Consider the following 24,457-nt stretch of genomic DNA (forward strand, 5'->3'; position numbering starts at 1 on the left):
GGGCGCATCCTGGGGCCGAACCGCGGCCGATGGATGTTGCTTGCGACCGTCCTCGGCTTCCTCGGACCGGCCCTGCTCACGCTGCTGGCGTTCCGCATCATTCCGACCGCGGTGGCTGTCTTTGAAAGCCTGCAGACACGCACGGGGTTCGGGCTGGACAACTACATCGACGTCGCGACCAGCCCGACCTTCCTGAATTCGGTCGGCGTTACACTGCTCTACAGTCTCATCATCAACCCCGCGCAGATTGTCATCGCGCTTGCGCTCGCGCTGCTGCTCGACCAGGCCGTCCCCGGGCGGACCTTGGGGCGAATAGGCGTGTTCCTGCCGGTGGCAGCACCTTTGGCGGTGGCTTCTCTGGTATGGGGCATTGCGATGCGCCCCAGCGACGGCGCGCTCAACGCCATCCTCGCTTTCGCCAGCATTCCGCCCCAACCCTGGCTGACCTCGACGAGCCAATCGCTGCTGTCGATCATGATCATCGTCACCTGGGCCGGGGTCGGCTACTGGACGGTGTTCCTGATCGCCGGACTGCGCGAGATCCCGCGCGAACTCTACGAGGCGGCGACCATCGATGGCGCCGGCTGGTGGCGCTGCCTGTACAGTGTCACCCTGCCAATGCTCAGGCGAACGATCCTGTTCGTGCTGGTCGCCAATACCGTCGGCAACTTCCTTGTCTTCGCGCCGGTCCAGATCCTGACACGCGGCGGGCCGCAAGGCAGTACGAACCTGTTCATCCATGAGATCTACCAGATGGGCTTCGCCTTCGCCGACATGCCCGCGGCATCGGCCGGTGTCGTTCTGCTGCTCGCGTGCATGCTGCTGTGCGTGGCGCTGCAGTTCCGGCTGCTGCGGGGGCAGTGACGATGGCGCGCATGTGCAACGAAGCCGGCCCCGCCACGCGGCGCTACCTGCTCGCACCGTTGACGCTGCTGGTCGCGGCGCTGTTCGCGCTGCCGATCGTCTGGATGCTTGTGAGCTCGCTGCGCGACCCAGCCGACATCCTGCGGTCGCTGTCGCCGCTCGGCTGGCGCGCCATCGTGCCCGACGAGATCGTGCTGGATGCCTATGTGGACCTGTGGGAGACCGGCTTTGTCCGCGCGGTCGTCAACTCGCTAGTGGTGGCCGTCGGCACGGTGGCCATCGGCCTGACGATCTGCTCGCTCGCGGCCTTCGCGCTGTCAGTCATCGCGTTCCCGGGGCGGAATCTCGTGTTCGGCCTCGTGGTGCTGAGCTTCATGATCCCATTCGACGCCGTGGCGATCCCGCTGTTCCGGGTGTTTCGGACAGCCAATCTGCATGACGGCTATCTCGCGCTCATCCTGCCGGGCATCGGGAATGGCCTCGCGATCTTCCTGCTGCGCCAGTTCTTCCTGGGCATCCCGATCGAGCTCGTCGAGGCAGCACGCATTGACGGAGCCTCGCTCCTGAGAATCTTCTTTCACGTGTACTTGCCGCTTTCCCGCCCGGCGCTGATCTCCGCTGGCATCATCCTGTTCATGTTCCAGTGGCAGGCCTATCTCTGGCCGCTCATCATCATCTCCGATCCATCGATGCGGGTAGGCCCGGTGGCGCTGGCACAGTTCTCGAACCAGTTCGACTTCAACCTGAGCCAGCTTTTCGCGGGGGCAGTGGTTCTTTCGGTGATTCCAGCCCTGCTGCTGCTGCGCTTCCAGCGCCAGTTCGTGGGCTCCATTGCCACCACAGGAATCAAGTGAGCGGCCCCCATCTCGTCTGGACCGTGACCGGACCCGTCCCGCTCGACGGGCTCGGGGCGACCGTTACGCACGAGCACGTGTTCCTCGACTCCCGCGACGGGTTCACGGCGAAGCTCGAAGCGGTCTCGCCTGATCTCAAGGTGACGCGCGAGACGCGGCCGGAGGTGGACCGGCACCCGCTGTCGGTGCGCGACAACCTGCTGCTGGACGACATCGACATCGCTGCGGAGGAGCTATCCGCAGCGCGCGCCGCGGGGCTCGACACGCTCGTTGAGGCCACGTCCCTGTTCACGGGGCGACGTCCCGAGCTGCTGGTCGAGGCGTCGAGACGCAGCGGCGTTCGCATCGTCATGGGATCGGGGCTCTACCTGGAGCGCGCCATCCCGGAGGCGATGCGCGGCTGGTCAGAGGACGACTTCGTGGCGCTGATCGAGTCCGATCTGCTTGACGGGGTCGAGACACCGCATGGCCGCGTTCGCCCTGGCGTGATCGGCGAGGTCGGCGTCTCGTCGCGGCCCACGATCGCCGAGCGCCGGTCGCTCCGCGCGGCCGCGCGCGTGGCGCACCGGCATCGTACGCCGCTTTCGGTCCATCTGCCGGCCTGGGATGCCATCGGACACGTCGTGCTCGACGAGATCGAAGCAGTGCTCCCCGGTCTCCACGGCGTACTTCTCGGGCATCTCAACCCCATGGCACATGATCGCGGCTATCTGGCCAGCCTCGCCGCGCGGGGCGCGTGGCTTGGCCTCGACATGATGGGGAACAATCTCGACTACGGAGGCGGACGAAAAAGCCCCGATGAGGCGGCGAACATCGCCAATCTTGCGGCGCTGGTTGCGGAGGGGCTCGGCGACAGGCTGCTGCTGTCCTCGGATGTCGGCCAGAAGAACATGCTGTGGCGTCATGGCGGCCAAGGCTACGCCCACGTGCTGCGCAGCACCTTGCCTTGCCTGATCGCGACCGGGGTCGATCCGCACACTGCCCACGCTCTAGCCAGGTGCAACCCGCGCAACTGGTTCGCGGACGCCGCGCGTGTTCCGCCCGCCTGAGGCCCCGCGGTCTCCACCGGGGCGGAGACCTGCCCCGCGTCGGTAGTCCGGGACGAACGTTGGATGTTCGATCCCAGGTTTTGATGGCGGATTCCTTCTCCCGGGCATCGAGGGAGACAAGAGGCCAAAGGCGAATGGCGTGCTGCGCGGGTGTGCTCTCTTGCGCCCGGCGCCGCCGTGCTCTACTACCATACCAGAATACGAGAAAATCTTGGGGAGCGGAATGATCGAACGGGGACCAGAGCCCGCCGCATCCGCCCTGCCCGCGGGCAGGGGGGCGGCGCAGGTCAGCCTGACCGACAGCGCCGGCCCCATCGCGCCGCAACTCCTGCGCCTCCTGCGCGAAACGATCGTGAAGGGCGAATTGCTGCCCGGTAGCATCGTGTCGGAAGCCGACATCGCCCGTCGCTACGGCGTCAGCCGCCAGCCCGTGCGCGAGGCCTTCATCAAGCTCCAGGAAGCCGGGCTGCTCTCCATCCGCCCGCAGCGCGGCACGGTGGTGCTGCGCATCTCGGTCGACGCCGTGTACGACGCACGCTTCGTGCGCGAGGCGGTCGAGGTCGCCGTTGTCCGCGCCTGCGCCGCGCAACGGCCCGAGGGCCTCGCCCGCCGCCTCGCCGACCTGATCGCGGCGCAGGAGGAGGCCGCCGGGGGGGACAACGCGCCAGGCTTCCTCCGCCTCGACGAGGCCTTCCACCGCGCGCTGGCCGAAGGCATCGGCCGCAGCTTCGCGTGGACGGCGCTCGAAGCGATCAAGGCACAGATGGACCGCGTGCGCTTCCTCTCCTTCGAGGGGGCGACGCCGCTGCCCGAACTCATCCGCCAGCACCGTGCCATCGCCGGCGCCGTGGCCGCCGGCGCGGTGGACGAGGCGGAGACCGCCATGCGTGCGCATCTGCGCGAGATCCTCGCCAGCCTGCCCCGCATCGCCCAGGCCCACCCCGACTACTTCGAGCCGGCACCCGGAGGCCGAGCCGCAACGCGCAAGGAGGATACGCCATGACAACGACACGCCGCACTCTGCTGATCGCCGGCACCGCCGCGCTGGCAGCGCCCAGCATCCGCACCGCCTACGGCCAGGGCCGCGTCACGCTTCGCCTCGGCCATCTCGCCAACGAACAGAACGTCTGGCACCGCGCCTCGCTGCACCTGGCAGAACAGGCCCGCGCCCTGTCGAACGGCAGGATCGAGGTGCAGGTGTTCCCGAACGAGACGCTCGGCCGCGAGATGGACGTCATCAACGGCATGCAGCTCGGCACCGCCGACATGACCATCACCGGCGAGAGCCTGCAGAACTGGGCGCCGCTCGCCTCGCTCCTCGCAGTGCCATACGCCATCACCTCGATCGAGCAGATGGACGTGATCGCCGCCGGCCCGATCGGCCAGCAGATCAACGCCGAGATCATCGGCCGCGCGCGCGTGCGCCCGCTCGGCTACTTCGCGCGCGGGCCGCGCAACCTGACGTCCAACCGCCCCGTCCGCACGCCCGACGAGTTGAATGGCCTGCGCCTGCGCGTGCCGAACGTGCCTCTGTTCGTCGCGGTATGGCAGGCGCTTGGCGCACGCCCGACCCCGATGGCCTTCGGCGAGGTCTTCACCTCGCTGCAGAACGGCACGATCGACGGCCAGGAGAACCCGCTGGCGCTGATCCGCAGTGCAAACTTCAACGAGGTGCAGCGCGTGCTGAACCGCACCGAGCACGTGCGGAGCTGGATCTATGTCGCGATCAGCGAGCGTCGCTGGCAGCAGCTTTCCCCGGCCGACCGCGAGATCGTTGCCGAGGCGACGCGCCGTGCGCAGGCCTTCGAGAGGACGCTGTTCATGGAGGATGAGCGCACCCTGGAAGCCGACCTCAAGGGCAAGGGCATGACCTTCGTCGACAGCGACCAGGCTGCCTTCGCCGCGCGCGCGCGGCCGGCCGCGCTGGCCGCGGTCCGCCCCGAGGCACGGCCGTTGCTTGAGCAGATCATTTCGATCCGCGCTTGATCGCCATCCGGGCCTGATCAGCCTTCACACCGTTCCGCTCCTCCGCGCCTGGGCGCGGGGGAGCGTCGGAGGCACCGGGATGCTCCTCACCCTGCTCGGCCGGCTGCATGCGGCGCTGCGCCTCGTCGTGGGCCTCTGCTTCGCCGTGCTGCTCGCGGCGGTGCTGCTCCAGGTGGTCTCGCGGCTGATGCTGCCGCGGCCGCCGGTCTGGACCGAGGAGCTCTCGCGCTTCGCGCTGCTGTTCTGCGCCGGCTTCGGCATCGGCCTCGCGCTGCGCTCGGGCCAGCTCGTCGGCGTCGATCTCGTGACGATGCTGCTGCCCAGGCGTGCGAAGGCGATGGTGGACATCGCCAGCTGCATCGTCATGGCCGGGTTCGGCCTGCTGCTGCTCCAGCCCGCCTGGTCGTTCGTCGACATCGGGTCCCTGCAGACCTCGCCGGCGCTGCAATGGAACATGTTCTGGGTGCACCTCGCCGTGCTCATCGCCCCCGCCGCGCTGGTGCTCGCCGCGGCCGAGCGGATGCTGCGCGTGCTCGCCGGCCTGTCGCCGGACGTGACCTGAGATGGACCCGCTGTACCTGCTCGCCCTCGCCTTCCTCGGCGGCCTTCTCGCCGGGATGCCGGTCGCGGTCGTGCTCGGCCTCTCCTCGCTCGTCTACCTCCTGGCGGGCGACATCCCGCTCGAGGTGATCCCGCAGAAGATGTTCTCGGGCATGGACAGCTTCGTGCTGCTCTCCATCCCGGGCTTCGTGCTGGCGGGCAACCTGATGAACGGCGGCGGCATCACCGACCGCATCCTGCGCTTCTCCAATTCCATCGTCGGCCATTTCCGCGGCGGGCTGGCGCAGACCAACATCGTCGGCTCGATGATCTTCGCCGGCATCTCCGGTACCGCGGCGGCGGATGCTGCGAGCCAGGGTGCGGTGCTGATCCCGGGCATGAAGCGCGTCGGCTACACCGTTCCCTATGCGGCGGCGGTCACGGCAGCCTCTGCCGTCGTGGGGCCGATGATCCCGCCCTCGGTGCCGATGATCATCGTGGGCTCCCTCACCGGCATCTCGGTCGGGCAGATGTTCCTTGCGGGGGCGGTGCCGGGCGTGCTGCTCGGCCTCGGCATGATGGTGCCGGCCTACATCCTGGCGGTGCGCCACAACCATCCGCGCGAGCCGTGGCGCGGCTGGCGCGAGGTGGCGGCCTCCGGCCGCAGCGCGATCTGGGCGATGGGCATGATGGCGCTGGTGCTGTTCGGCATCGTGGGCGGCTTCTTCACCCCGACGGAGGCCGCCGTCATCGCGGTGGTCTACGCGACCGTCATCGGCCTGTTCGTCTATCGCGAGCTCGGCTGGCGCGACCTGCCGCGGCTGGTGACCGACAGCGCGATCTCCGGCGCGGCGATCATGGTGCTGGTCGGCTTCGCGAACGTGTTCGGCTGGATCCTGGCGGCCGAGCGCGTGCCCCAGGCGCTCATCGGGGTGATGACGTCCATCTCGACCGAGAAATGGGCCATCATGCTGATGATGAATGTGCTGCTGCTGGGCGTGGGCATGTTCATGGAGACGATCGCGGCGCTGATTATCCTGTTCCCGCCGTTGCTGGCGGTGGCGGTGCAGGTGGGCATCGAGCCGGTTCACTTCGCCACCTTCGCCGTGCTGAACCTGATGATCGGGCTGTCGACGCCGCCGGTCGGGGTGTGCCTGTTCATCTGCGCCAGCATCGGGCGGATCTCGATCTGGGAAATCACGGTCGCGATCTGGCCGTTCCTGCTGGCCAATTTCGCCGTGCTGGCGCTGGTGACGGCGGTGCCGGATATCTCACTGTGGCTGCCACGGCAGTTCTATCCATGAGGATGATGCGATGACGACGACCGAAGCCTGCGTGCTGCACGCCCAGCGCGACCTCCGCGTCGAGGCGGTGGACCTCGGCTCGCCCGGGCCCGGCGAAGTGCTGGTCGAGATCGGCGCGGGCGGCATCTGCGGGTCCGACCTGCACTACTTCCTCGATGGCGGCTTCGGCACGGTGCGGGTGCGCCAGCCGATCATCCTCGGCCACGAGGTCGCGGGCACGATCGCGGCGCTGGGCGCCGGCGTGGCCGGACTGCGGGAGGGTGATCGCGTCGCCCTCAACCCCTCCCACCCCTGCGGCGTGTGCGAATACTGCGCCCGCGACGAGCCGCAGCATTGCCTCGAGATGCGCTTCTGGGGCAGCGCGATGCGCATGCCGCATGTCCAGGGCGGGTTCCGGCGCCGCCTCGTCGCGGCCGCGCGGCAATGCGTGCCCGTGGGCGATGTGGTCGGCATCGGCGAGGCGGCGATGAGCGAGCCGCTCGCCGTCGCGCTGCATGCCGTCGCGCAGGCCGGCGAGGTGCGCGGCAAGCGCGTGCTCGTCACCGGCTTCGGCCCGATCGGCGGCGTGGTGCTGCTGGCACTCCGCCAGGCCGGCGCGGGCGAGGTCACGGTGACCGACCTGGTGGACGAGCCGCTCGCGCTCGCCCGCCGCATCGGCGCCGCCGCCGCGCTGAACGTCGCGGCCGACACGGGCGCGCTGTCCGCCGAGGAGCGTGACAAGGGCCGCTTCGACCTCGCCTTCGAATGCAGCGGCAGCCCGCGCGCGCTTGCCCAAGCGATCGCCTGCGTGCGCCCGCGCGGCACCATCGTGCAGGTCGGCGTCGGCGGTGCTTTCGACGTTCCGATGAACAGCATCGTCGCGAAGGAACTCCGCCTCGTCGGCACCTTCCGCTTCCACCCCGAATTCGCCCGCGCCGTCGGGCTGATCGCCGGGCGTGAGATCGACGTCCGCCCGCTGATCACAGCGACATGCCCGCTGGCGGAGGCGGAGGCTGCCTTCGCCCTCGCCGCGGACCGGCGCGCGGCGATGAAGGTCCAGCTGAGTTTCGGTTGAGGAGCGAACACCCATGGAAGAAACCTGGCGCTGGTTCGGCCCGCTGGACGACATCCGGCTGGACGAGATCCGGCAGACCGGTGCCGCCGGCATCGTCACCGCGCTGCACGAGATCCCCTATGGCGAGGTCTGGCCGCTCGAGGCGATCCTCGCGCGCCAGGCGATGATCGCGGCGGCAGGGCTGCGCTGGTCGGTCGTCGAGAGCCTGCCGGTGCACGAGGACGTCAAGCGCGGCACAGGCGATCTTGCGCGCATCTTCGCCAACTACCGTGAGTCGCTGCGCAACCTCGGCCGCGCCGGCATCCGGACCGTCTGCTACAACTTCATGCCGGTGCTGGACTGGACCCGCACCGACCTCGCCCACCGCATGCCGACCGGGGCTCTCGCGCTGCGCTTCGACGCGGTGCGCCAGGCCGCGTTCGACGTTCTGATGCTGCAACGCCCCGGCGCTGAGGCCGACCACCGGCCCGACGTGCTGGCCGAGGGAAGGCGCTGGTTCGCGGCCTCAACCGAAGCCGAACGGGCCGCGCTGCTCACCACCATCATGGCCGGCCTGCCCGGTGCCTATGACCGCTACGACATTCCCGGCCTGCGCCGCATGCTCGACAGCTACGCCGGCATCGACGCCGCGGCGCTGAAGGCCAATCTCGCGCGCTTCCTCGCGGAGGTGATCCCCGCGGCCGAGGAAGCGGGCATCGCCATGTGCATGCACCCCGATGATCCCCCGCGCCCGATCCTCGGCCTGCCGCGCATCATCTCGAACCGCCAGGACCTCGCCGACCTCGTGGCCATGGTTCCCTCGTGCGCCAACGGCATCACCTTCTGCACCGGCTCGCTCGGCGCCGGCGTCGCGAACGACCTGCCAGCGATGGCACGCGAATTCGCCCCGCACGTCGCCTTCCTCCACCTGCGCAACGTCACGAAGGAGCCGGACGGATCGTTCCACGAGGCGGATCATCTCGGCGGCGATGTCGACATGCCCGCCGTGCTCGCCGCCTTCCTCGACGAGGAGGCGCGCCGCCGCGCCGAGGGCCGCCCCGATGCCGTGATCCCCTTCCGCCCCGACCACGGCCACGTGCTGCTCGCCGATGCCGGCCGCAGCACCCACCCCGGCTATCCGCTCATCGGCCGCCTGCGCGGGCTGGCGGAACTGCGCGGCGTGATCGCCGGCCTCAGGTACCGCGCGGCATGACGGCGCGGCTCTCGGCGGCGGCCCTCGGCCAGCTGCCCGCGTCCGTCGCGCGTCCGCGCTACGACCGTGCGGCGATCACGCCAGGCATCGTGCATCTCGGCCTCGGCGCCTTCCATCGCGGCCACCAGGCGGTGATGACCGAGGCGGTGCTGCAGGACGGTGCGCGCGAATGGGGGATCGTCGCCGCCAGCCTGCGCAGCCCCGCGACGCGCGACGCGCTCGCCGTGCAGGACCGCCTCTACACGGTGGCGACCCGCGAGGATGACAGCGAGGCGCTCGCCGTGATCGGCAGCCTGTGCGGCCTGCATGTCGCGCCCGAGGACCCCGCCGCGCTGCTCCGCGCCATGGCCGACCCGCGGGTGCGGATCGTGAGCCTCACAGTCACCGAGAAGGGCTACTGCCACGATCCCGCCAGCGGCGAACTCGACGAGGCGCACCCCGACATCCGCCACGACCTCGCCACGCCGCAGGCGCCGCGCTCCGCACCCGGCCTGCTGGTCGAGGCGCTGCGGCTGCGGCGCGCGGCGGGCGTGACGCCCTTCACCGTGCTCTGCTGCGACAACCTCCCGGCCAACGGCGCAACGGTGCGGCGCGTGGCCGCCCGGCTCGGCGCATTGCGCGAGCCCGGGCTCGGCGCCTGGATCGCCGGCGAGGTCGCGTTCCCCTGCACGATGGTCGATCGCATCGTTCCGGCGACGACGCAGGAGGACCGTTCCCGCATCGCCGCCGCGCTCGGCTGCGAGGACGCGTGGCCGGTCGTCGGCGAGGCGTTCTCGCAATGGGTGATCGAGGATCATTTCCCCACCGGACGGCCTGGCTGGGAGGCCGGCGGCGCGACCTTCGCGGCCGACGTCGCACCCTATGAGCTGATGAAGCTGCGGATGCTGAACGCTGCGCACTCGGCTCTTGCCTATGTCGGCCATCTCGCCGGCCACGAGACGGTGGCCGATGCGTCCAACGACCCCGTCTTCGCGGCCTTCCTGCATGGGCTCTGGGCGGAGATCATCCCCTGCGTGCCCGCGCCGCCCGGCGTCGATCTCCACGCGCACGCCGCCCGGCTGCTCGCGCGGTTCCGCAACCGCGCGCTGCGCCACCGCACCTGGCAGATCGCGATGGATGGCTCACAGAAACTGCCCCCGCGCCTGCTGGAGACGGTACGCGCGCGCCTCGCCGCCGGCCAGCCGATCGCGCATCTCGCCCTCGCCGTCGCCGGCTGGGTCCGTTACGTAAGCGGTACGGGCGATAACGGCGCGCCGATCGACGTCCGCGACCCGCTGGCCACGCCGCTGCGCCAGGCGCTGGACGCAGCGGGAGACGAGCCGTCGCGGCAGGCCGCGGCCGCGCTCGGTTTCGAAACGATCTTCGGCCCCGACCTCGCACGCAGCCCCGCCTTCCAGGCGGCGGTGGCGCACGCGCTCGGCCGGCTGCGCAGCCTCGGCGCTCGCGATGCCGCCCGGGCCGTCACCCTCCAGGATGGCTGATGCCGGGCTGGCCCGGGGTGCTGGGATGCGGCGCCTCCTGGCAGCTCGCGCGACGCGCGGCCGCAGCCGTTCCCAGCCATCGCCGACGGCGTGACCGAGGTGCTGCGGCGTCCGTCGGTTGCTTGACTGGAGCGCAGGTTCACGCGACGGTGAACGCAGGCAAACTGATGCGTGATCAATGTCGGCCCAGTCCAGTGCCCACGGGGCGTTACCTGCGAGGGAAGGCGTGACCCGTCACAGCATCTCTCGGAGAAGCGGAGGTGCCTGAGTTGGACTTTCCCATCGGGACGCAGGGTCAAGTGATCCTGGGCGGCGCGCTCATCGGGCTCGCCCTCGCCCTGCTGAGGCTCCTCGCCGGAAACGTAATGTCGGCGTCACGGATGCTCGGCAGCCTGCTGGGCGGACACGAGGGACCGGCCGCGGTGAGCATCGCCTTCCTCGCCGGGCTCATGCTCGCACCCTCCATCCTGGCCGCTGTTGGAGCGGCGGCGACGAAGCCGATCGAGGCGGGCTGGGCGCTGCTCGTCGTCGGAGGGCTGCTCGTCGGGGTCGGCGCCCGTCTCGGCGATGGCGGCCTCGTCGTCGCGATCTTCGGCGCGGTCCGACGCTCGGGCTGGGCGGCGGCCTCGGTCTGCGCCATCGCGGTCGGCGCCGGCGTATCGTTGCTCGCGCGTCAGATTTTGGCCGGTGGAGGTACCGCATGATCAGGCTCACGGCACTGGCCTGCGGGCTGCTGTGTGGCTTCGGCATGGTGCTGTCGGGCCTGTTTCAACCGTCGCTCCTGCCGGACTTCGCGATCCCGGCGGGGGCGTGGGGCCCAGCGCTGGGCCTCGGCCTGCTCTCGGCGCTGTGCGTCGCCGGCATCGTCCTCGCGCTGACGCGACGCCTGCCCCGGCCGCTTTTCGGCGGCCAGAACGAGCCGCTCGATGCCGCGACAGGCCGGAAAGTCGTGGCCGGAGGCGTTCTGGTCGGCCTGGGCTGGGGCCTGGCGGGCTATATTCCGTTGGCCGCAGTCGTCTCCCTCGGCCTGTTCGCCCCCGGCGCAGCGGTGTTTCTGACGTCGGTTCTGGTCGGCATGGTCCTGCATGACATTGTCACCAGGCGCGATCGGCCGGAGTGGAATTCCGGCTGATCCGGTCGTCGCGTCCGGCGCCTCGGCGGCGCCCGGTCAGACGCACCCACGGCGGCCCCGCCCCACCCGGCCGACCAGCCTATCGCGGTTCCCTCGATCCGGCGCGGCGGCCCTGTGCATCACGCTCGATCCAGGATCCGCCCGGCCCCGGCTCCACGGTGCCGGTGCGGCGGCCCTGCGCATCGCGGATCACGTAGCCGCCGCCTGCGCGGGGTTCGGCCGTCCCGGTCCGACGGCCCTGCGCGTCCCGGATGACGGAGCCGCCGCGCGGATCAGGCGCGATGGTGCCGGTCCGACGCCCCTGGGCGTCACGCTCGATGATCGTTCCCGATGGCCCAGCCTCGCTTGTGCCAACCCTTCGGCCCTGCGCGTCCCGTCGCACGAGACCACCCGGTGCGCCCGGCTCGACCGTGCCAGTGGTGCGGCCCTGGGCATCACGTTCGACCCACGGCCTGCTCGGATCGAGCCACTGTGCAGCCGCGGGCGAGATCGTCACCGCAATCGCGAGCGCCGCGGACAGGATGAGCGTTGGCGTCATGGCATCGTTTTCCTGGTCACAAGGTTATCCGTCTTCACGGCGATACCGAGGCGACGTGAAGCCACGACGGCGCGCCTCAGGATCGCGACTGGAGCCCGCGCCCGAGGAGGAGCGCCGCGAGTGCAGCCACCAGCAGGGCAAGCCCTGGGAAGATCGCGAGCCACGGGGCGGCCGTCAGGTAGTTGCGGCTTTCCTGCAGGCTCGCGCCCCAGTCCGGTGTCGGCGGCGGCACACCGAGGCCGAGGAAGCCGAGCGCTGCCTGTATCTGCAGCGCGAGCGGGAACAGGATCACGCATTGCAGCAGCACCGTCGGCAGCACGTTTGGCGCGACGTGGCGCAGCAGCACAGCCCACTCGCCGTGGCCAAGCGCGCGTGCCGCCTCCACATAGGCGTGGGCCCCCTCGCCAAGGGCAGTGGCGCGGGAGACACGGAAGAACACCGGCGTGTAGATGATGGCCAGTGCCAGCACGAGGTTCGCAGCCCCTGGCCCGAGCGTCGCGGCCACCACGACACCGAGGATGATCGGCGGGAAGGCAAGCAGTGCGTCGGCCCCGCGGGAGAGCGCCATGTCGCCCAGCCTCCCGAAGAACCCGGCCACCGCGCCACCGGACCCGCCGATCACGGCCGCCAGCAGCATCGCGGCGCCGACAATGCCGAGCGTCGTTCCCGTGCCGTGCACGACGCGGGCATAGACATCGCGCCCGGTCTCATCGCTTCCGAACCAGTGCATCGCCGATGGCGGCTTGAGCCGAAGGGCAATGTCGACGTCGTCGGGCGAGCCGGCAAACAGGCCCGGCGCGACGGCAAGCACGAGCAGCAGCATGCTCAACGCGAGCCCGGCGCCGTATTCGACGCGCGCCCGCCCGCTCATGCGCCGCGCACCCGCGGGTCGATCGCGGCATAGAGCAGGTCGACCAGCAGGTTCACGAGGAGCGCCACCAGCACTGCGACGAGCAGCGCGCCCTGCAGCACCGGATAGTCGCGCGCCTGGATCGCGGCGAGCAGCGTGCGGCCAAGGCCCGGGATCGCGAACAGCGTCTCGACGACGACGACGCCACCGAGGATCTGCACCAGGATGACGCCGGCGAAGGTGACCAGCGGAATGGCGACGTTGCGCAGCAGGTGCCTTCCATACACCACGCGCGCCGGCAGCCCGCGGGAGATCGCGGCCCGGATGAAGTCCTGCCGCATCACCTGCATCGTCTGCTGCCGCGCGAACTGCGCGTACGCTGCCGCCTGCAGGAGCCCGAGCGCCATCACCGGCAGCGCGATGCTCTCGATGTTGTCGGCGAGGTTCTCGCCCGGCCCGGCATAGATCAGCGGCGGCGACCAGCCGAACCAGGTCCCCGCCGCGATCAGCAGCACCATGCCCGTCCAGAACACCGGCGCGGAAAGCGCGACGAGGGAGACCACCTCCACCAGGAGGTCGGGCCAGCGCCCATGGCGCACGCCGGCGAGAATGCCGAGCGGCACGCCCACGAACAGTGCCACCGCAAGCGTGACGAGGCCGATCTGCAGCGTCACGAGGAAGGCCTTGCCGACGATCCCTGCCACCGGCAATCCCTGGCGCCAGGATACGCCCAGGTCGCCGCGCAGCACATCGCCGGCCCAGCCGAGATACTGCTGCCACAGCGGCCGATCGAGCCCGAAGAAGGCCCGCAGCGCCGCCTCCGCCGCGCGGTCGCCCGCGCTCTGGCCCAGCATCTCGCCCACCACGTCGCCGGGCACGGCGCGGATCAGCAGGAAGACGGCGGCGGTGGAGAGCACCGCCGTCATCGCTGCCGCGCCGAGCCGTCCAGCGAGTGCGCCCAGCATCGTTCAGGCAGCGATCCAGGACCGCGCGAGGCCGAACCACCACCCGGTCGGGTGCTGCACGTAGTTCCGCACGCGGGACTGCGTCACCGTCACGAGGTTGGGCGAGAACAGCATGATGGTCGGCACAGTCGCGCTCATCAGTTTCTGCAGCTCGACATAGATCCGCTTCCGTGCCGCGGGATCGGCGGTTTCCATGCCCTGGTCGAGCAGGCGGTCGGCGTCGGCGTTCGCCCAGTTGCGGAAATCGGCCCCCTGCGGCGGGCTGCGGAAGTGCCTGTAGTAGAGGATGTGCGGATCGGGCTGGGTGCCCCAGTCGTTGAAGGTGAAGCGCATGTTTCGTGTGCGGAACGCATTCAGCCACACGCCGAGCTCGGCGCGCTGGATGTTCAGGCGGATGCCGATGCGCTGGAGCTGCTGCGCGATCGTCACCGCGGCCGGGTCCATCCACTCGAAGCCGATGATGCTGACGAGGTCGAGCGCGAAGCCGCCTTGCAGGCCGGCCTCGGCGAGCAGCGCACGGGCACGCTCGAGGTCAGGGCGCTGGGTGGAGAGCTCTGCGAGGGGGGCGCCCCAGCTGTCCTGCATCGCGGCGACGGTGGTGCCGAGCACCGTGCCGTGTCCGCCGATCGAGGCCTGCATCACCGCCTCCTTGTCGATGGCGAGCGCGATGGCCTGGCGCACGCGCACGTCGCGCAGCTGCGCGAAGTTGCCGTCGAGGTCGAGCGAGTTCTGCCGCAGCGAGGGCGCCGTGCCGACGTTGAGCCCCGGCACATCACGAATCTGCTCGGCGTCCTGCGGCCTGGGCAGCATGCCGATGTCCGCACGACGGTTGCGCAGCGCCTGCAGCAGGCTCGCGGCATTCGGCTGCACGCTGAAGAGGATGCCGTCGAGATAGGGCTGGCCTTCCTCCCAGTACTGCGCGAAGCGTGCCATGCGGATGTGGCTCTGCGGCCGGAACTCGGCCAGGCGGAACGGCCCGGTTCCCACCGATTGCTGCGACAGCCGCGCGCGCGCACCGTCGGCTGCGAAGGTATCGCGTGGAACGACGCAGCCGAAACGGTTGGTCAGCGTCATCGGCAGCGAGGCGTTCGGGCGGCTGAGCCGGATCACCACGGTATGGTCGTCGGGCGTCGTGATCTCGGCGATCGCGCCGAAATCGGCAGCGCCAGGGCTGCCATTTGCCGGGTCGCGGATGTAGTCGTAGCTGTATTTCACATCGGCCGAACTCATTGCGATTCCGGTATGGAATGTGACGTTCCGGCGCAGCGTGAAGGTGTAGGTGAGGCCGTCGGGCGAGATCTGCATCCGCTCGGCCAGCAGCGGCCGCGCCTCGCCCGATGGGTGCTCGTACATCAGCCCCTGGTACATCAGGACGGTGACGGCGGTGCGCGCATCCCCGGCCTGGTGAAAGGGATCGAGGTTCGGCGGCTCGTTGGCGATCGCGACCGTCAGCGTGCCGCCCCGCCGTGCCTGCGGATCCATGGGCCCATAGACGTCAGGGGCTGCTCCTTGCGCATGCGGCAGGCCGGGTACGGCGAGCAGGCCAGCGGTGCCGAGCATCGCGGCGCGGCGGCTGATCGAAGGCGTCCACATTGTCTCGTTCTCCCTCATGTCGTCAGTCAGCGTTGCAGGAAGGCGTTGATGAAGGCGACGGTGCGCGTGACGGCGGTGGCGACGATGTCCTCGCCCGCCTCCGCCGTGGCGAGGCGCGCATCGCCGAACACGCCGTTGCGCGTCTGCTCGTGGAACGGGATCGGCACCTGAACGAAGAAAGGCTGCTCGTTGGTGCCGAGCGGCAGGTCGAGCGGGATCATCTCGCCAGGCGCCAGCGCATCGCGGCGGACGAGCTCCGGTGCCAGTGCAAGTGCGACCGACACTTCCACCTCGCACGCATGGCCGTAGCGCGGCGTCCTGCCATGCGCCTTCACGCGGTCCGCCGCCTGCTGGAAGTAGAACGCGACCGCCGCCTGCATGCCCACCTCGTAGAGGATGCGCGAGGCCGCGACCGCGAGCGCCGTGGTGTTGCCGTTGTGGCCGTTGACGAGCAGCAGATGCGTCAGCCCATGCGCCTTCATGCTGCGCGCGACATCGATGCAGCAGCCGAGGAACGTTTCCTCCGACAGGGTGACGGTGCCGGCAAACCCCATGTGATGGCGCGAGAGCCCGTAGGGCAGCGGCGGCAGCACCACCGCCCTGGGCCCCACCGCCTCGGCCAGCCGCTGGGCGATGCGGTGGGCGATCACATAATCGGTGGAGGTGCGCATGTTGGGCCCGTGCTGCTCGGTCGCACCGACGGGCAGGAGTGCGAGCAGCGGCCTCGCTGCGGCGAACTCCACCGTCGTCATCTCCGCGAGTTCGAGCCAGGCCATGCTCACGCCCCCTTCAGCGCGAACACGAACTCGATCTCCACCGGCACGCCGCGCGGCAGCATGGCGACGCCAATGGCACTGCGTGCATGCCGGCCGCTGTCGCCGAACACCGTGCCGAATAGTTTTGATGCCGCATCGATCACCTTCGGCTGGTCGATGAAGCCAGGTGCGGAGGCGACAAAGCCCGTGACCTTGATGGCGCGCGCGACATGATCGAGAGAGCCCGTTGCCGCGCGCAGCACGGCCAGCGCCTGCATCGCGCAGAGTTCCGCCGCCTTCCGGCCCGTCTCCACGTCGACCCCGTCGCCGAGCCGGCCGAGATGGGGAAGCGAACCGTCTGCCGCGCGCGGCAGCTGGCCGCTGACCCACACGAGCCCTGCGTGCACCACCGCCGGCACATAGTCGAAGGCCGGCGGGGTCACCGGCGGAAGGATCAGTCCAAGCTCGGCAAGCCGCGCCTCGTGGCTCATGCGTCTTTCCTCATGTCTGCAAGCGTGTCGGTGAGAATGTCGGCGAGGCTCCGCGCGGGCGCCCAGCCAAGTCCGCGGAGCGCGCTGTCATCGACCAGCGGGAACGCAGCGGGCACCGGCAGCGGCACGGCCTCGATCAGCGGCGAGAGCGTGGCGGCGATGGCGGGCAGGCTCGTCGTCAGCCCGGCCATGTTCAGCACGCGCGGCGGCCCGCGCAGCCCGGCAAGGAGAAGCAGCGCCGCCGCGGCATCATCGCCGTGAACGGCATCGAACGCAGCGGGCGAGACCTCCTCCCGCAGCGCCCTGCCGTCAGCAGCAGCACGCAGCATCCGCGCATAGCTGCCGGCGGCGCCGGCGTACCAGCGGCCGGGCCCGAGCACCAGCGGCAGCCGCAGCGTGACCACGTCGAGCCCCAGCGCCGCTGCGCCCCACTGCGCCGCCTGTTCCGCCATCAGCTTGGTCAGGCCGTAGGCCGTGCGCGGCGCCGGCGGCGCTGCCTCGTCGACGCGTGCCGCGCCATAGTCGGTTGCCGGGCCGTAGACGACCGTCGAGCCGCACTGCACCACGCGCGCGATGCCCGCCGCGGCGCAGGCGGCAAGCGTGGCCGCGAAGGCACCGGCGTTGACGGCAGCGGCGCGCGCGACATCGGCCTCGGCCGTCCGGGCGAGCCCGTCTCCGGTGGGGTTGTGGCCGGCTGCCCAGATCACGGCGTCAGGCCTGAATGCGACCAGCGCTGCAGCAAGAGCGCCCCCCTCCTGCCCTTCGCCGGCAAACCGCGTGATGGCGAGGCCTGCGGCGAGGTCGCGCCCCGCCGGCCCGAAGCTCGCGCAGGCCATGCCGCGCGCGACGGCCGCGCGCAGCACCCGGCTGCCGAGGAAGCCGCCACCGCCGATGACGAGAAGGCGTTCGATCATGGCAGCACCAGGTCGTTGCGGATGCACGCGGCACGCCGGCCCGGGCCGACCTCGCGCAGTGCGGGAACATCCTCCGCGCAGGCAGGCAAGGCGTGCGGGCAGCGCGTTCGGAACACGCAGCCCGACGGCGGGTCGGCCGGGCTCGGGATCTCGCCCGTGAGCACGATGCGCGGCCCCCGCGCGCGCCCTGGCCTGGCCGGCGAGGCAGAGAGCAGGGCGCGCGTGTAGGGGTGGCGCGGATCGCGGAACAGCGCCTCCGCCGGCGCCTCCTCCATCACCCGGCCGAGATAGAGCACCGCGACCCTGTCGCACAGCGCGCGCACCGCGCCGAGGTCGTGCGAGACGAAGAGCAGCGCGAGCCCACGCTCGGCACGCAGGTCGCGCAGCAATGCGAGGATTGCCGCGCCGACCGAGACATCAAGGGCGGAGACGGGCTCGTCCGCCACGAGGAATTCCGGCTCGACGGCGAGTGCGCGGGCGATCGCGACACGCTGGCGCTGACCCCCCGACAATGCGCGCGGCGGGCGCGCTGCCATCTCGGGCGGCAGGCCTACGCGCGCGAGCAGCGCAGCGACACGACCGCGCGCCTCCTCGCGCGTGGCGAGCCCGTGCAGGAGCATCCCGTCGGCCACCGCTGCGCCCACGGTCATGCGCGGGTTGAGGCTTCCGAAAGGGTCCTGAAAGACCATCTGCATGCGCCGGCGCAATGGCCGCATGGCGCCACGGTCGAGCGCGGTGATGTCGTGGCCGTCGAACCGCACGCTGCCCATGGTCGGCCGCAGCAGGCGAAGCAGCAGCCTGCCAATGGTGGACTTGCCGCTGCCGCTCTCGCCGACGAGGCCGAGCGCCTCGCCGCGCGCGATGGTGACATCCACGCCCGCGACGGCACGCACCGGTCTCCGGCGTGGCGCGAGGAGGCTCGGCCCGCCGAACTCCATCTCAAGCCCATGTGCTTCGACCAGCGCGCTCATCCGACCTCCGCCCAGCGCAGGCAGCGGCTTGCCCGTCCCGGCGCGACGGCGATCAGCGGCACAGGAGCCTCACGACAGGCCGCCTCCGCAAGCATGCAGCGATCCGCGAAGCGGCAATGCGCGGGCGGCGCGATCGGGCTTGGCATCCGGCCGGGAATGCCCCGCGGCGGCACGGCATCGCCGTCGATGTCCGGCACGCAGTCAAGCAGGGCCCGCGTGTAGGGATGCCGGGGTGCGGCCAGCACGTCCGCCGCGGGCCCCTCCTCCACCACCTGGCCGGCGTAGAGCACGCACAGGCGATGCGCGAGGCCGGCGACAAGCCCGAGGTCATGGCTGACGAAGATCATCGCCATGCCCTCGCGCAACTGGAGGTCGCGCAGCAGTTCGACGATCTGCGCCTGGATGGTGACATCGAGCGCGGTGGTCGGCTCGTCCGCCACCAGAAGGCGCGGCTGGCCGGCAAGCGCCAGGGCAATGACGGCGCGCTGGCGCATGCCGCCCGAGAGCTGGTGTGGATATTCGCCGGCGCGGCGCCGCGGGTCGGGGATGCCGACGCGATCGAGCAGGGCGACCGCGCCTTCCGCGGCTTCGCGACGCCCGGCGCCACGGAGGTGACGGAGCGTCTCGGCAATCTGGTCGCCGATGCGAAAGACCGGGTCGAGCGCGCTGCCGGGGTCCTGGAACACCACCGCGATCTCCCGCCCGCGGATGCGCCGCAGCGCCTCGCCCCGGAGTGTTGCGAGATCGACCGTCCCCCCCTCCCGCGCGGTCCAGTCGAGACGCCCGCTGACGCGCGCCTCCGGCCCGTGCAGGCGCGCGACGGTCATCGCCGTGGCCGACTTGCCGCTGCCGCTCTCGCCGACCAGGGCGAGCGTCTCGCCGGGCGCCAGCGTGAACGACACGTCCTCGACCGCATGCAGCAGGCCAGCGCCCGTCGGGAAGGAGATCGACAGCGCCTCGGCGCGCAGCAGCGGGGCGGAGGCGTTCACCGCGGGCGGAAGCGCGCGAGTGCGGCCCGGTCCGGCTCGACCCCGAGGCCGGGTGCAGTCGGCACGGCAATGCGCCCGTTCACGGGACGCAGCGGCGCGAGCAGGACCTCCTCGCGGAGCGGGTTGTCGGCAACGTCATATTCGACCCAGGGCGGATCGACCTCATGGGTGGTCGCGGGATAGGCCGGGTGCGCCGCGACCAGGTGTACCGCCGCCGCGAGCCCGAGCCCGCTACCCCACACATGCGGCGAGAGCCTTGCGTGGCGGAGCGTGCAGAGCTGCGAGATCAGACGACCCTGGCTCAGCCCGCCGACCAGTGCGAGATCGGGCTGCGCCACGTCGAGCGCGCGAGGTGCGAGCAGCCGGTCGAAGGCGAAGGCGGTGTACAGCGCCTCCCCGGTGGCGACGGGAACGGTCGCGCGCGCATGCAGCAGGCGATATCCCTCCTGCTCGGCGGGTGCGAGCGGCTCCTCGAACCAGCCGACGTCAAGCCCGTCGAGCGCGCGCATCGAGGCCAGCACCTGGTCGAGCGTATAGGCGCCGTTGGCGTCGACGAACACGCGCATCGCAGCACCATGCGCCTCGCGGACGAGCTTCACGCGTGCTGCGTCATCGCCCGGACCGCGGCCGATCTTGATCTTGCAGGCGGGGAAGCCCGTGAAGCGGGGCAGCTGCGCGGCGAGGCCGCGAGCGGTGTCTGCGGTGAAGTAGCCGCCGGAGGCGTAGCAGAGCACCTCCTCGCGCGCCCTGCCGCCGATCAGCGCATGCACGGGCAGCCCGAGGTCCTTGCCCAGCGCGTCATGCACCGCGATGTCCAGCCCCGACAACAGCGCCATCAGGGCGTTCTCGACACCGAAATGATAGTTCTGCGCGATCAGCGTGTGGAACAGCACGGCATGGTCCGTCAGCCGCGCACCACGCCAGCGCTGCTCGACGAGGCCCAGATAGGCGGCGGGGAAGTCGGGCGGGCCCCAGGCCTCGCCCCAGCCGGTGACGCCGGTATTCGTTTCGATCTCGACCAGGGTCGCGCCGCGCGACGCTGTCAGCCCGCGGGCCATGCCGTAGGCGTGGCTGTCGGGCATCACGTGCAGGAGCGGGTGAAGGCGGATGCGCGTGATCCGGGCAGCGCTGTCGCGTGGCGGGTTGGCAGAAGGATCGGTCATGGCAGGAGCCGCTTTCTTGAGCCTTGCAGATGGGCGGTCATCGCCGCTTCGGCCGCTGCCTCGTCCCCGGCTTCGAGGGCGGCGAGCAGCCGCCGGTGCTCGCCGGCGGTCTCCTCCGCTCCGGTCTGCGCGGTGAGATAGAGCCGCGAGACGTGGATCTGCGCGTTCAACGCAGCGAGCGCCTGGCGCGCCGGGGCGTTGCCGGACGCCTCCGCGATGGTGGCATGGAAGCTCTCGTCGGCCGCCGCATGCGCGTGGTGGCGCTGCCAGGGTCCGTGGCGCGCCTCGGGCGTCATCGCCGCGAGTGCACAGCGCAGTTGCTCAAGCTGGGCGTGGCCGATGCGCAGCGCGGCCTGTGCGGCGAGCCAGGGCTCGAGCCGCAGCCGTGTGTCGAACATCGCGTGCAGGAAGCCCGGATCGGGCATCGGCGCGACGGAGAAGCCGAGGAAGGCTTCGTTGCGAACGAGCCCGCGCGCTGCGAGGGCGGACAGGGCCTCGCGCAGCGGGGACGAGCTCACCCCCATCTCACGTGCCAGCGCATCAATGTTCAGCCGCGCCCCCGGAGCAAGGTCGCGGTCCATGATCCTTTCGAGCAGGCGCGCGCGGACCTGCTGGGCGAGTCCGACTCGCGTGAGTGTTCGTGCATCCTGCATCGTGCACGATCTTTCGCGATAAACCGCCCGGCGGCAAGGGGTGTCGGCATGACATGACTGCAGCGGCCGAGGATCACTGGGGCCGAGGGGAGATCGACAGGGGCCCTCCTCATTCATCGCCATCGCGACCGAGCAGGCGGCTCAGGAATGCCCGCGTCCGAGGCTCCTGTGGTGCCGCGAAGAGCTGGTCCGGGGGCCCCCTCTCCACGACGCGGCCGTGATCCATGAACACGACATCATCAGCGACGTCGCGTGCGAACCCCATTTCATGCGTCACGACCAGCATCGTCATTCCTTCGCGGGAGAGCGTCCGCATCACCTTCAGGACCTCGCCGACAAGCTCGGGATCGAGCGCCGAGGTCACTTCATCGAACAGCATCAGCCGCGGCCGCATCATCAGCGCGCGCGCAATCGCTGCACGCTGTTGCTGGCCCCCCGAAAGCTTGGCCGGATAGGCCTCCGCCTTCTCCGCGAGTCCGACGACAGCGAGCAAGTCGCGCGCACGCGCCTCTGCCTCGGCCCTGCCGAGACCGAGGACGCGCCGCGGTGCGAGCGTGAGATTGTCGAGGACCGTCAGATGCGGAAACAGATTGAAGCTCTGGAAGACCATGCCGATGTCGTGTGCGGCCACCGCCTGGGCCTGGCCAACTCGCTCGCTCGACGCGACGAACTTGCCATCGAGCATGATCGTTCCCGCAGCGATCGGCTCAAGCCGGGCGATGCACCGGAGCAGCGTGCTCTTGCCCGACCCGCTGGGCCCGATGATGACGAGCGCGCTGCCCGCCGCCACATCCAGGTCGACGCCGTCAAGCACCGTCGTGCTGCCGTAGCGCTTGACGAGCTGACGCACCGAGAGAAGCAGCTCACCCGTCATGCACGCGCTCTCGCCACGCGCTTTTCGAGTGCCATGAACGCCAGCGCGATCGGGTAGGTCAGGACGAAGTAGGCGACGGCGATCACCGTGAGCACCTCCACCGGCCGGAACGTCTCGAGCGCCACGAGCTGGCCCACCCGCAGAAGTTCCGGCGCACCGATCGCAGACGCAAGAGCGGTGCCCTTCACGAGATAGATCACCGTCGTCCCCGTCGGCGCCAGGACGAGCCGTGCGGCCTGGGGCAGGATCACGCTTCGCAGCGTATCGAGCCGGCCGAGGCCGAGAACCTTGGCTGCCTGCCACTGCGTTGCCGGTACAGCCTCCACGCCGGCGCGGAAGATCTCGGCGAAGAACGCGGCAATGTTGAGCCCGAGCGCAAGCGCCGCGGCGCCGAACGGATCGAGCTCTATACCCGTCAGCGGCGGGAGGCCGTAATAGAACCAGATGATCTGCACGAGCGGGGGAGTGGTGCGGAACAGCTCGATATAGAGATACGCCGGCCACGCGAGCAGACGGGTTCCGGACAGTCGGGCAAGGGCAAGCAGCAAGCCGAGCACGACGCCGAGGACGACGCTGATGACGCCGAGGCGGAATGTCACCCACAGGCCGGACGCGAGGTCTGGCAGGTAGGGGACAACCACATCAATGTCGAACATCGCGCCCACAGCGTCGCTCCGCCAGGCTCAGTTGGTCGCGGTGATCTGCTCCGGCGTCATGAAGCGGTCGAACAGGCGCTGCATGTCCCCGGACTCCCGAAGCTTCGCGATGAAGGCGTTGAGCGCGCTGTTGAATGCCGTATCGCCCTTCGCATGCGCATAGCCGACACGGCACGGCCTGACATCGAGCGGCGTGGTCGGGCCAGGGAAGAAGGCCAGTCGGTCGCCGAACGCGCCGCGTGCGACGGTCATCTGCACCGGCGTGTCGAGCACCACCGCATCGGCACGGCCGGCGAGCACTTCCTGGACCAGATCCGCTGAGGTCGACTGGCCGAACCCCCTCAGCGTGGCCAGGGGGGCAGCCTCCTTCGCGACGGATTCCGACCATGAGCCGGTCGGGACGGCGAATGTCACCGTCGGGCGGTTGAACGCCTCGAGGGTGGTCAGTCCCTTGGGATTGTCGCTGCGCATGACGAAGATGGCGCCGATCCTGAGGTAGCTCTCCGAGAAGTCGACGACCTCGAGGCGCGCGGGCGTGATGCAGGTTGCCGGAACGACGTCCCACCGTTTCGTCGTGATGCCGGCGACCGCCGTGGCCCACTCCGCCGGGACGACGTTCAGCCTGACGCCGAGCTCCTGGGCGAACAGGCGCATGACCTCGACATCGATGCCAACGTGATCGCCGTTCGGCCGGCGTGAGATGAACGGACGGTACAGCACGCCAGCGACCCGCAACTCTCCACGCTGCCTGATCTCGTCAAGCACGCCCTGCGCCTGCGCAGATCCGGGGGCGGCAAGTGTTGGCAACAAGAGAGCCGCAGCTGCAGCCAGAACAAGTGCACGACGCATTGTCACCTCCTGTGTTCGTGGATGGCGATTGTCGTCGCCATCGCCGACCCGCCCGCGACCATCGCGGGCCTAGTCGATCCGGAAAGCCGCGCCGCTACGGCGTTCGAGCGAGGCTGACAGCAGCACGAGCGGATAGGTCAGGATGAGGTAGATCCCTGCCACGAGCGTGAGAACCTCGAGAGGCCTGAACGTCTCGGCGGAGAGAATCTGGCCTCGGTTCATCAACTCGGGTAGCGCGATCACCGCAGCCAACGACGATTGTTTCAGGGTGGTCACGAGCGTGTTGCAGCCTGGAGCAAGCATCAGCCTGAGCGCCTGCGGCAGCACCACCTCGAACAGCCGCGACCGCGCGGGAAGCCCTAGCACGCGGGCCGCGTCGGTCTGGCCGGACGGAACCGCGAGGATGCCGCCACGCAGGATCTCTGCCATCTGCGCGCTGACACTGAAGGCCAGCGCACCGGCAACGACGGTGAACGCGGACAGGCGCACATCGAGCAGAACCGGCAGGGCGTAGTAGGCCCATACGAGATGAACCAGGGGCGGTGTGGTGCGGAAGAACTCGATCCAGCCGAGTGCCACCTGGCTCGCGACCGGAACGCGGGCGATCCGAACGAGTGCGAGCGGCAGCGCAAGCGTGGTGCCGATGAGGAAGGCGGCGACCGTCAGCGCCAGCGTCAGTGGCACGCCGATCAGCAGGCTGGGCAGGTCGCCGATGACCGCGTCCAGCCGGAACTCCATTC

Annotated in this window: 27 protein-coding genes; 12 read left to right on the plus strand and 15 right to left on the minus strand. The window is 70.2% G+C overall.

What is annotated here, in order from left to right; translation table 11 throughout:
* Nucleotides 1–33 precede the first annotated feature (33 nt).
* From Q0C38_RS02320 to Q0C38_RS02375, 12 genes are all read left to right on the plus strand, one after another.
* Nucleotides 34–864 carry a carbohydrate ABC transporter permease gene (locus Q0C38_RS02320; protein ID WP_291295441.1) on the plus strand — a complete coding sequence of 277 codons (831 nt, stop codon included), beginning with the start codon at nucleotides 34–36 and terminating at the stop codon, nucleotides 862–864.
* Between the two features lie 59 nt (nucleotides 865–923).
* Complete coding sequence (locus Q0C38_RS02325) at nucleotides 924–1,718, plus strand: carbohydrate ABC transporter permease (protein WP_291295442.1); 795 nt, start codon at nucleotides 924–926, stop codon at nucleotides 1,716–1,718.
* A gap of 23 nt (nucleotides 1,719–1,741) precedes the next feature.
* Nucleotides 1,742–2,767, plus strand: coding sequence for a phosphotriesterase (locus Q0C38_RS02330; protein WP_291295637.1), 1,026 nt, complete (start codon nucleotides 1,742–1,744; stop codon nucleotides 2,765–2,767).
* A 223-nt stretch (nucleotides 2,768–2,990) separates the two neighbouring features.
* A complete protein-coding gene (locus tag Q0C38_RS02335) occupies nucleotides 2,991–3,770 on the plus strand; it encodes a GntR family transcriptional regulator (protein ID WP_291295443.1) in 780 nt (259 codons plus the stop codon).
* The gene (locus tag Q0C38_RS02340) at nucleotides 3,767–4,753 is read left to right on the plus strand and encodes a TRAP transporter substrate-binding protein (RefSeq protein ID WP_291295444.1); all 987 of its coding nucleotides are present in this window, start codon (nucleotides 3,767–3,769) and stop codon (nucleotides 4,751–4,753) included. The genes Q0C38_RS02335 and Q0C38_RS02340 overlap by 4 nt, the downstream gene beginning before the upstream one ends.
* Before the next feature lie 79 nt (nucleotides 4,754–4,832).
* Nucleotides 4,833–5,315: a TRAP transporter small permease gene (locus tag Q0C38_RS02345; RefSeq protein WP_291295445.1), complete on the plus strand. Its 483-nt coding sequence runs from the start codon at nucleotides 4,833–4,835 to the stop codon at nucleotides 5,313–5,315.
* A gap of 1 nt (nucleotide 5,316) precedes the next feature.
* On the plus strand, nucleotides 5,317–6,597 hold the full coding sequence (locus Q0C38_RS02350) for a TRAP transporter large permease (RefSeq protein ID WP_291295446.1): 1,281 nt from the start codon (nucleotides 5,317–5,319) through the stop codon (nucleotides 6,595–6,597).
* A 10-nt stretch (nucleotides 6,598–6,607) separates the two neighbouring features.
* A complete protein-coding gene (locus Q0C38_RS02355; RefSeq protein ID WP_291295447.1) occupies nucleotides 6,608–7,651 on the plus strand; it encodes an L-idonate 5-dehydrogenase in 1,044 nt (347 codons plus the stop codon).
* A 13-nt stretch (nucleotides 7,652–7,664) separates the two neighbouring features.
* Nucleotides 7,665–8,843 carry a mannonate dehydratase gene (gene uxuA, locus Q0C38_RS02360; protein WP_291295448.1) on the plus strand — a complete coding sequence of 393 codons (1,179 nt, stop codon included), beginning with the start codon at nucleotides 7,665–7,667 and terminating at the stop codon, nucleotides 8,841–8,843.
* A complete protein-coding gene (locus Q0C38_RS02365; protein WP_291295449.1) occupies nucleotides 8,840–10,324 on the plus strand; it encodes a mannitol dehydrogenase family protein in 1,485 nt (494 codons plus the stop codon). Before uxuA ends, Q0C38_RS02365 begins: the two co-directional genes overlap by 4 nt.
* A 260-nt stretch (nucleotides 10,325–10,584) precedes the next feature.
* A complete protein-coding gene (locus Q0C38_RS02370; RefSeq protein ID WP_291295450.1) occupies nucleotides 10,585–11,028 on the plus strand; it encodes a YeeE/YedE family protein in 444 nt (147 codons plus the stop codon).
* The gene (locus tag Q0C38_RS02375; protein ID WP_291295451.1) at nucleotides 11,025–11,456 is read left to right on the plus strand and encodes a DUF6691 family protein; all 432 of its coding nucleotides are present in this window, start codon (nucleotides 11,025–11,027) and stop codon (nucleotides 11,454–11,456) included. The genes Q0C38_RS02370 and Q0C38_RS02375 overlap by 4 nt, the downstream gene beginning before the upstream one ends.
* A 79-nt stretch (nucleotides 11,457–11,535) precedes the next feature.
* Here Q0C38_RS02375 and Q0C38_RS02380 read toward each other — a convergent pair whose 3' ends face one another.
* From Q0C38_RS02380 to Q0C38_RS02450, 15 genes are all read right to left on the minus strand, one after another.
* Nucleotides 11,536–11,994 carry a hypothetical protein gene (locus Q0C38_RS02380; protein ID WP_291295452.1) on the minus strand — a complete coding sequence of 153 codons (459 nt, stop codon included), beginning with the start codon at nucleotides 11,992–11,994 and terminating at the stop codon, nucleotides 11,536–11,538.
* Nucleotides 11,995–12,070: 76 nt separating this feature from the next.
* Nucleotides 12,071–12,865 (minus strand): ABC transporter permease, encoded by a 795-nt coding sequence (locus Q0C38_RS02385; protein WP_291295453.1) that lies wholly within the window; start codon nucleotides 12,863–12,865, stop codon nucleotides 12,071–12,073.
* Entirely contained in the window at nucleotides 12,862–13,809 is a 948-nt protein-coding gene (locus Q0C38_RS02390; RefSeq protein ID WP_291295454.1) for an ABC transporter permease, read from the minus strand. The genes Q0C38_RS02385 and Q0C38_RS02390 overlap by 4 nt, the downstream gene beginning before the upstream one ends.
* A 3-nt stretch (nucleotides 13,810–13,812) precedes the next feature.
* The gene (locus Q0C38_RS02395) at nucleotides 13,813–15,402 is read right to left on the minus strand and encodes an ABC transporter substrate-binding protein (RefSeq protein ID WP_291295455.1); all 1,590 of its coding nucleotides are present in this window, start codon (nucleotides 15,400–15,402) and stop codon (nucleotides 13,813–13,815) included.
* 26 nt (nucleotides 15,403–15,428) lie between these two features.
* A complete protein-coding gene (locus Q0C38_RS02400) occupies nucleotides 15,429–16,178 on the minus strand; it encodes a creatininase family protein (protein ID WP_291295456.1) in 750 nt (249 codons plus the stop codon).
* A 2-nt stretch (nucleotides 16,179–16,180) separates the two neighbouring features.
* Nucleotides 16,181–16,648: a RidA family protein gene (locus Q0C38_RS02405; RefSeq protein ID WP_291295457.1), complete on the minus strand. Its 468-nt coding sequence runs from the start codon at nucleotides 16,646–16,648 to the stop codon at nucleotides 16,181–16,183.
* Entirely contained in the window at nucleotides 16,645–17,562 is a 918-nt protein-coding gene (locus Q0C38_RS02410) for an NAD(P)-dependent oxidoreductase (RefSeq protein ID WP_291295458.1), read from the minus strand. Before Q0C38_RS02410 ends, Q0C38_RS02405 begins: the two co-directional genes overlap by 4 nt.
* Nucleotides 17,559–18,533 carry an ABC transporter ATP-binding protein gene (locus tag Q0C38_RS02415; RefSeq protein WP_291295459.1) on the minus strand — a complete coding sequence of 325 codons (975 nt, stop codon included), beginning with the start codon at nucleotides 18,531–18,533 and terminating at the stop codon, nucleotides 17,559–17,561. Before Q0C38_RS02415 ends, Q0C38_RS02410 begins: the two co-directional genes overlap by 4 nt.
* Nucleotides 18,530–19,522, minus strand: a complete 993-nt coding sequence (locus Q0C38_RS02420) for an ABC transporter ATP-binding protein (RefSeq protein WP_291295460.1) — start codon at nucleotides 19,520–19,522, stop codon at nucleotides 18,530–18,532. Before Q0C38_RS02420 ends, Q0C38_RS02415 begins: the two co-directional genes overlap by 4 nt.
* Entirely contained in the window at nucleotides 19,519–20,685 is a 1,167-nt protein-coding gene (locus Q0C38_RS02425) for a mandelate racemase/muconate lactonizing enzyme family protein (RefSeq protein WP_291295461.1), read from the minus strand. The genes Q0C38_RS02420 and Q0C38_RS02425 overlap by 4 nt, the downstream gene beginning before the upstream one ends.
* Nucleotides 20,682–21,338, minus strand: a complete 657-nt coding sequence (locus tag Q0C38_RS02430; RefSeq protein WP_291295462.1) for a GntR family transcriptional regulator — start codon at nucleotides 21,336–21,338, stop codon at nucleotides 20,682–20,684. The genes Q0C38_RS02425 and Q0C38_RS02430 overlap by 4 nt, the downstream gene beginning before the upstream one ends.
* 109 nt (nucleotides 21,339–21,447) lie before the next feature.
* Nucleotides 21,448–22,212, minus strand: coding sequence for an amino acid ABC transporter ATP-binding protein (locus tag Q0C38_RS02435; protein ID WP_291295463.1), 765 nt, complete (start codon nucleotides 22,210–22,212; stop codon nucleotides 21,448–21,450).
* Nucleotides 22,209–22,868, minus strand: a complete 660-nt coding sequence (locus Q0C38_RS02440) for an amino acid ABC transporter permease (protein WP_291295464.1) — start codon at nucleotides 22,866–22,868, stop codon at nucleotides 22,209–22,211. The genes Q0C38_RS02435 and Q0C38_RS02440 overlap by 4 nt, the downstream gene beginning before the upstream one ends.
* A 27-nt stretch (nucleotides 22,869–22,895) precedes the next feature.
* Nucleotides 22,896–23,633 carry an ABC transporter substrate-binding protein gene (locus Q0C38_RS02445; protein WP_291295465.1) on the minus strand — a complete coding sequence of 246 codons (738 nt, stop codon included), beginning with the start codon at nucleotides 23,631–23,633 and terminating at the stop codon, nucleotides 22,896–22,898.
* Between the two features lie 153 nt (nucleotides 23,634–23,786).
* The gene (locus Q0C38_RS02450) at nucleotides 23,787–24,455 is read right to left on the minus strand and encodes an amino acid ABC transporter permease (RefSeq protein ID WP_291295466.1); all 669 of its coding nucleotides are present in this window, start codon (nucleotides 24,453–24,455) and stop codon (nucleotides 23,787–23,789) included.
* Between the last annotated feature and the right edge of the window lie 2 nt (nucleotides 24,456–24,457).

The sequence above is a fragment of the Elioraea sp. genome (assembly GCF_022842375.1).
In the GTDB taxonomy this organism is placed as follows: Bacteria; Pseudomonadota; Alphaproteobacteria; order Acetobacterales; family Acetobacteraceae; genus Elioraea_A.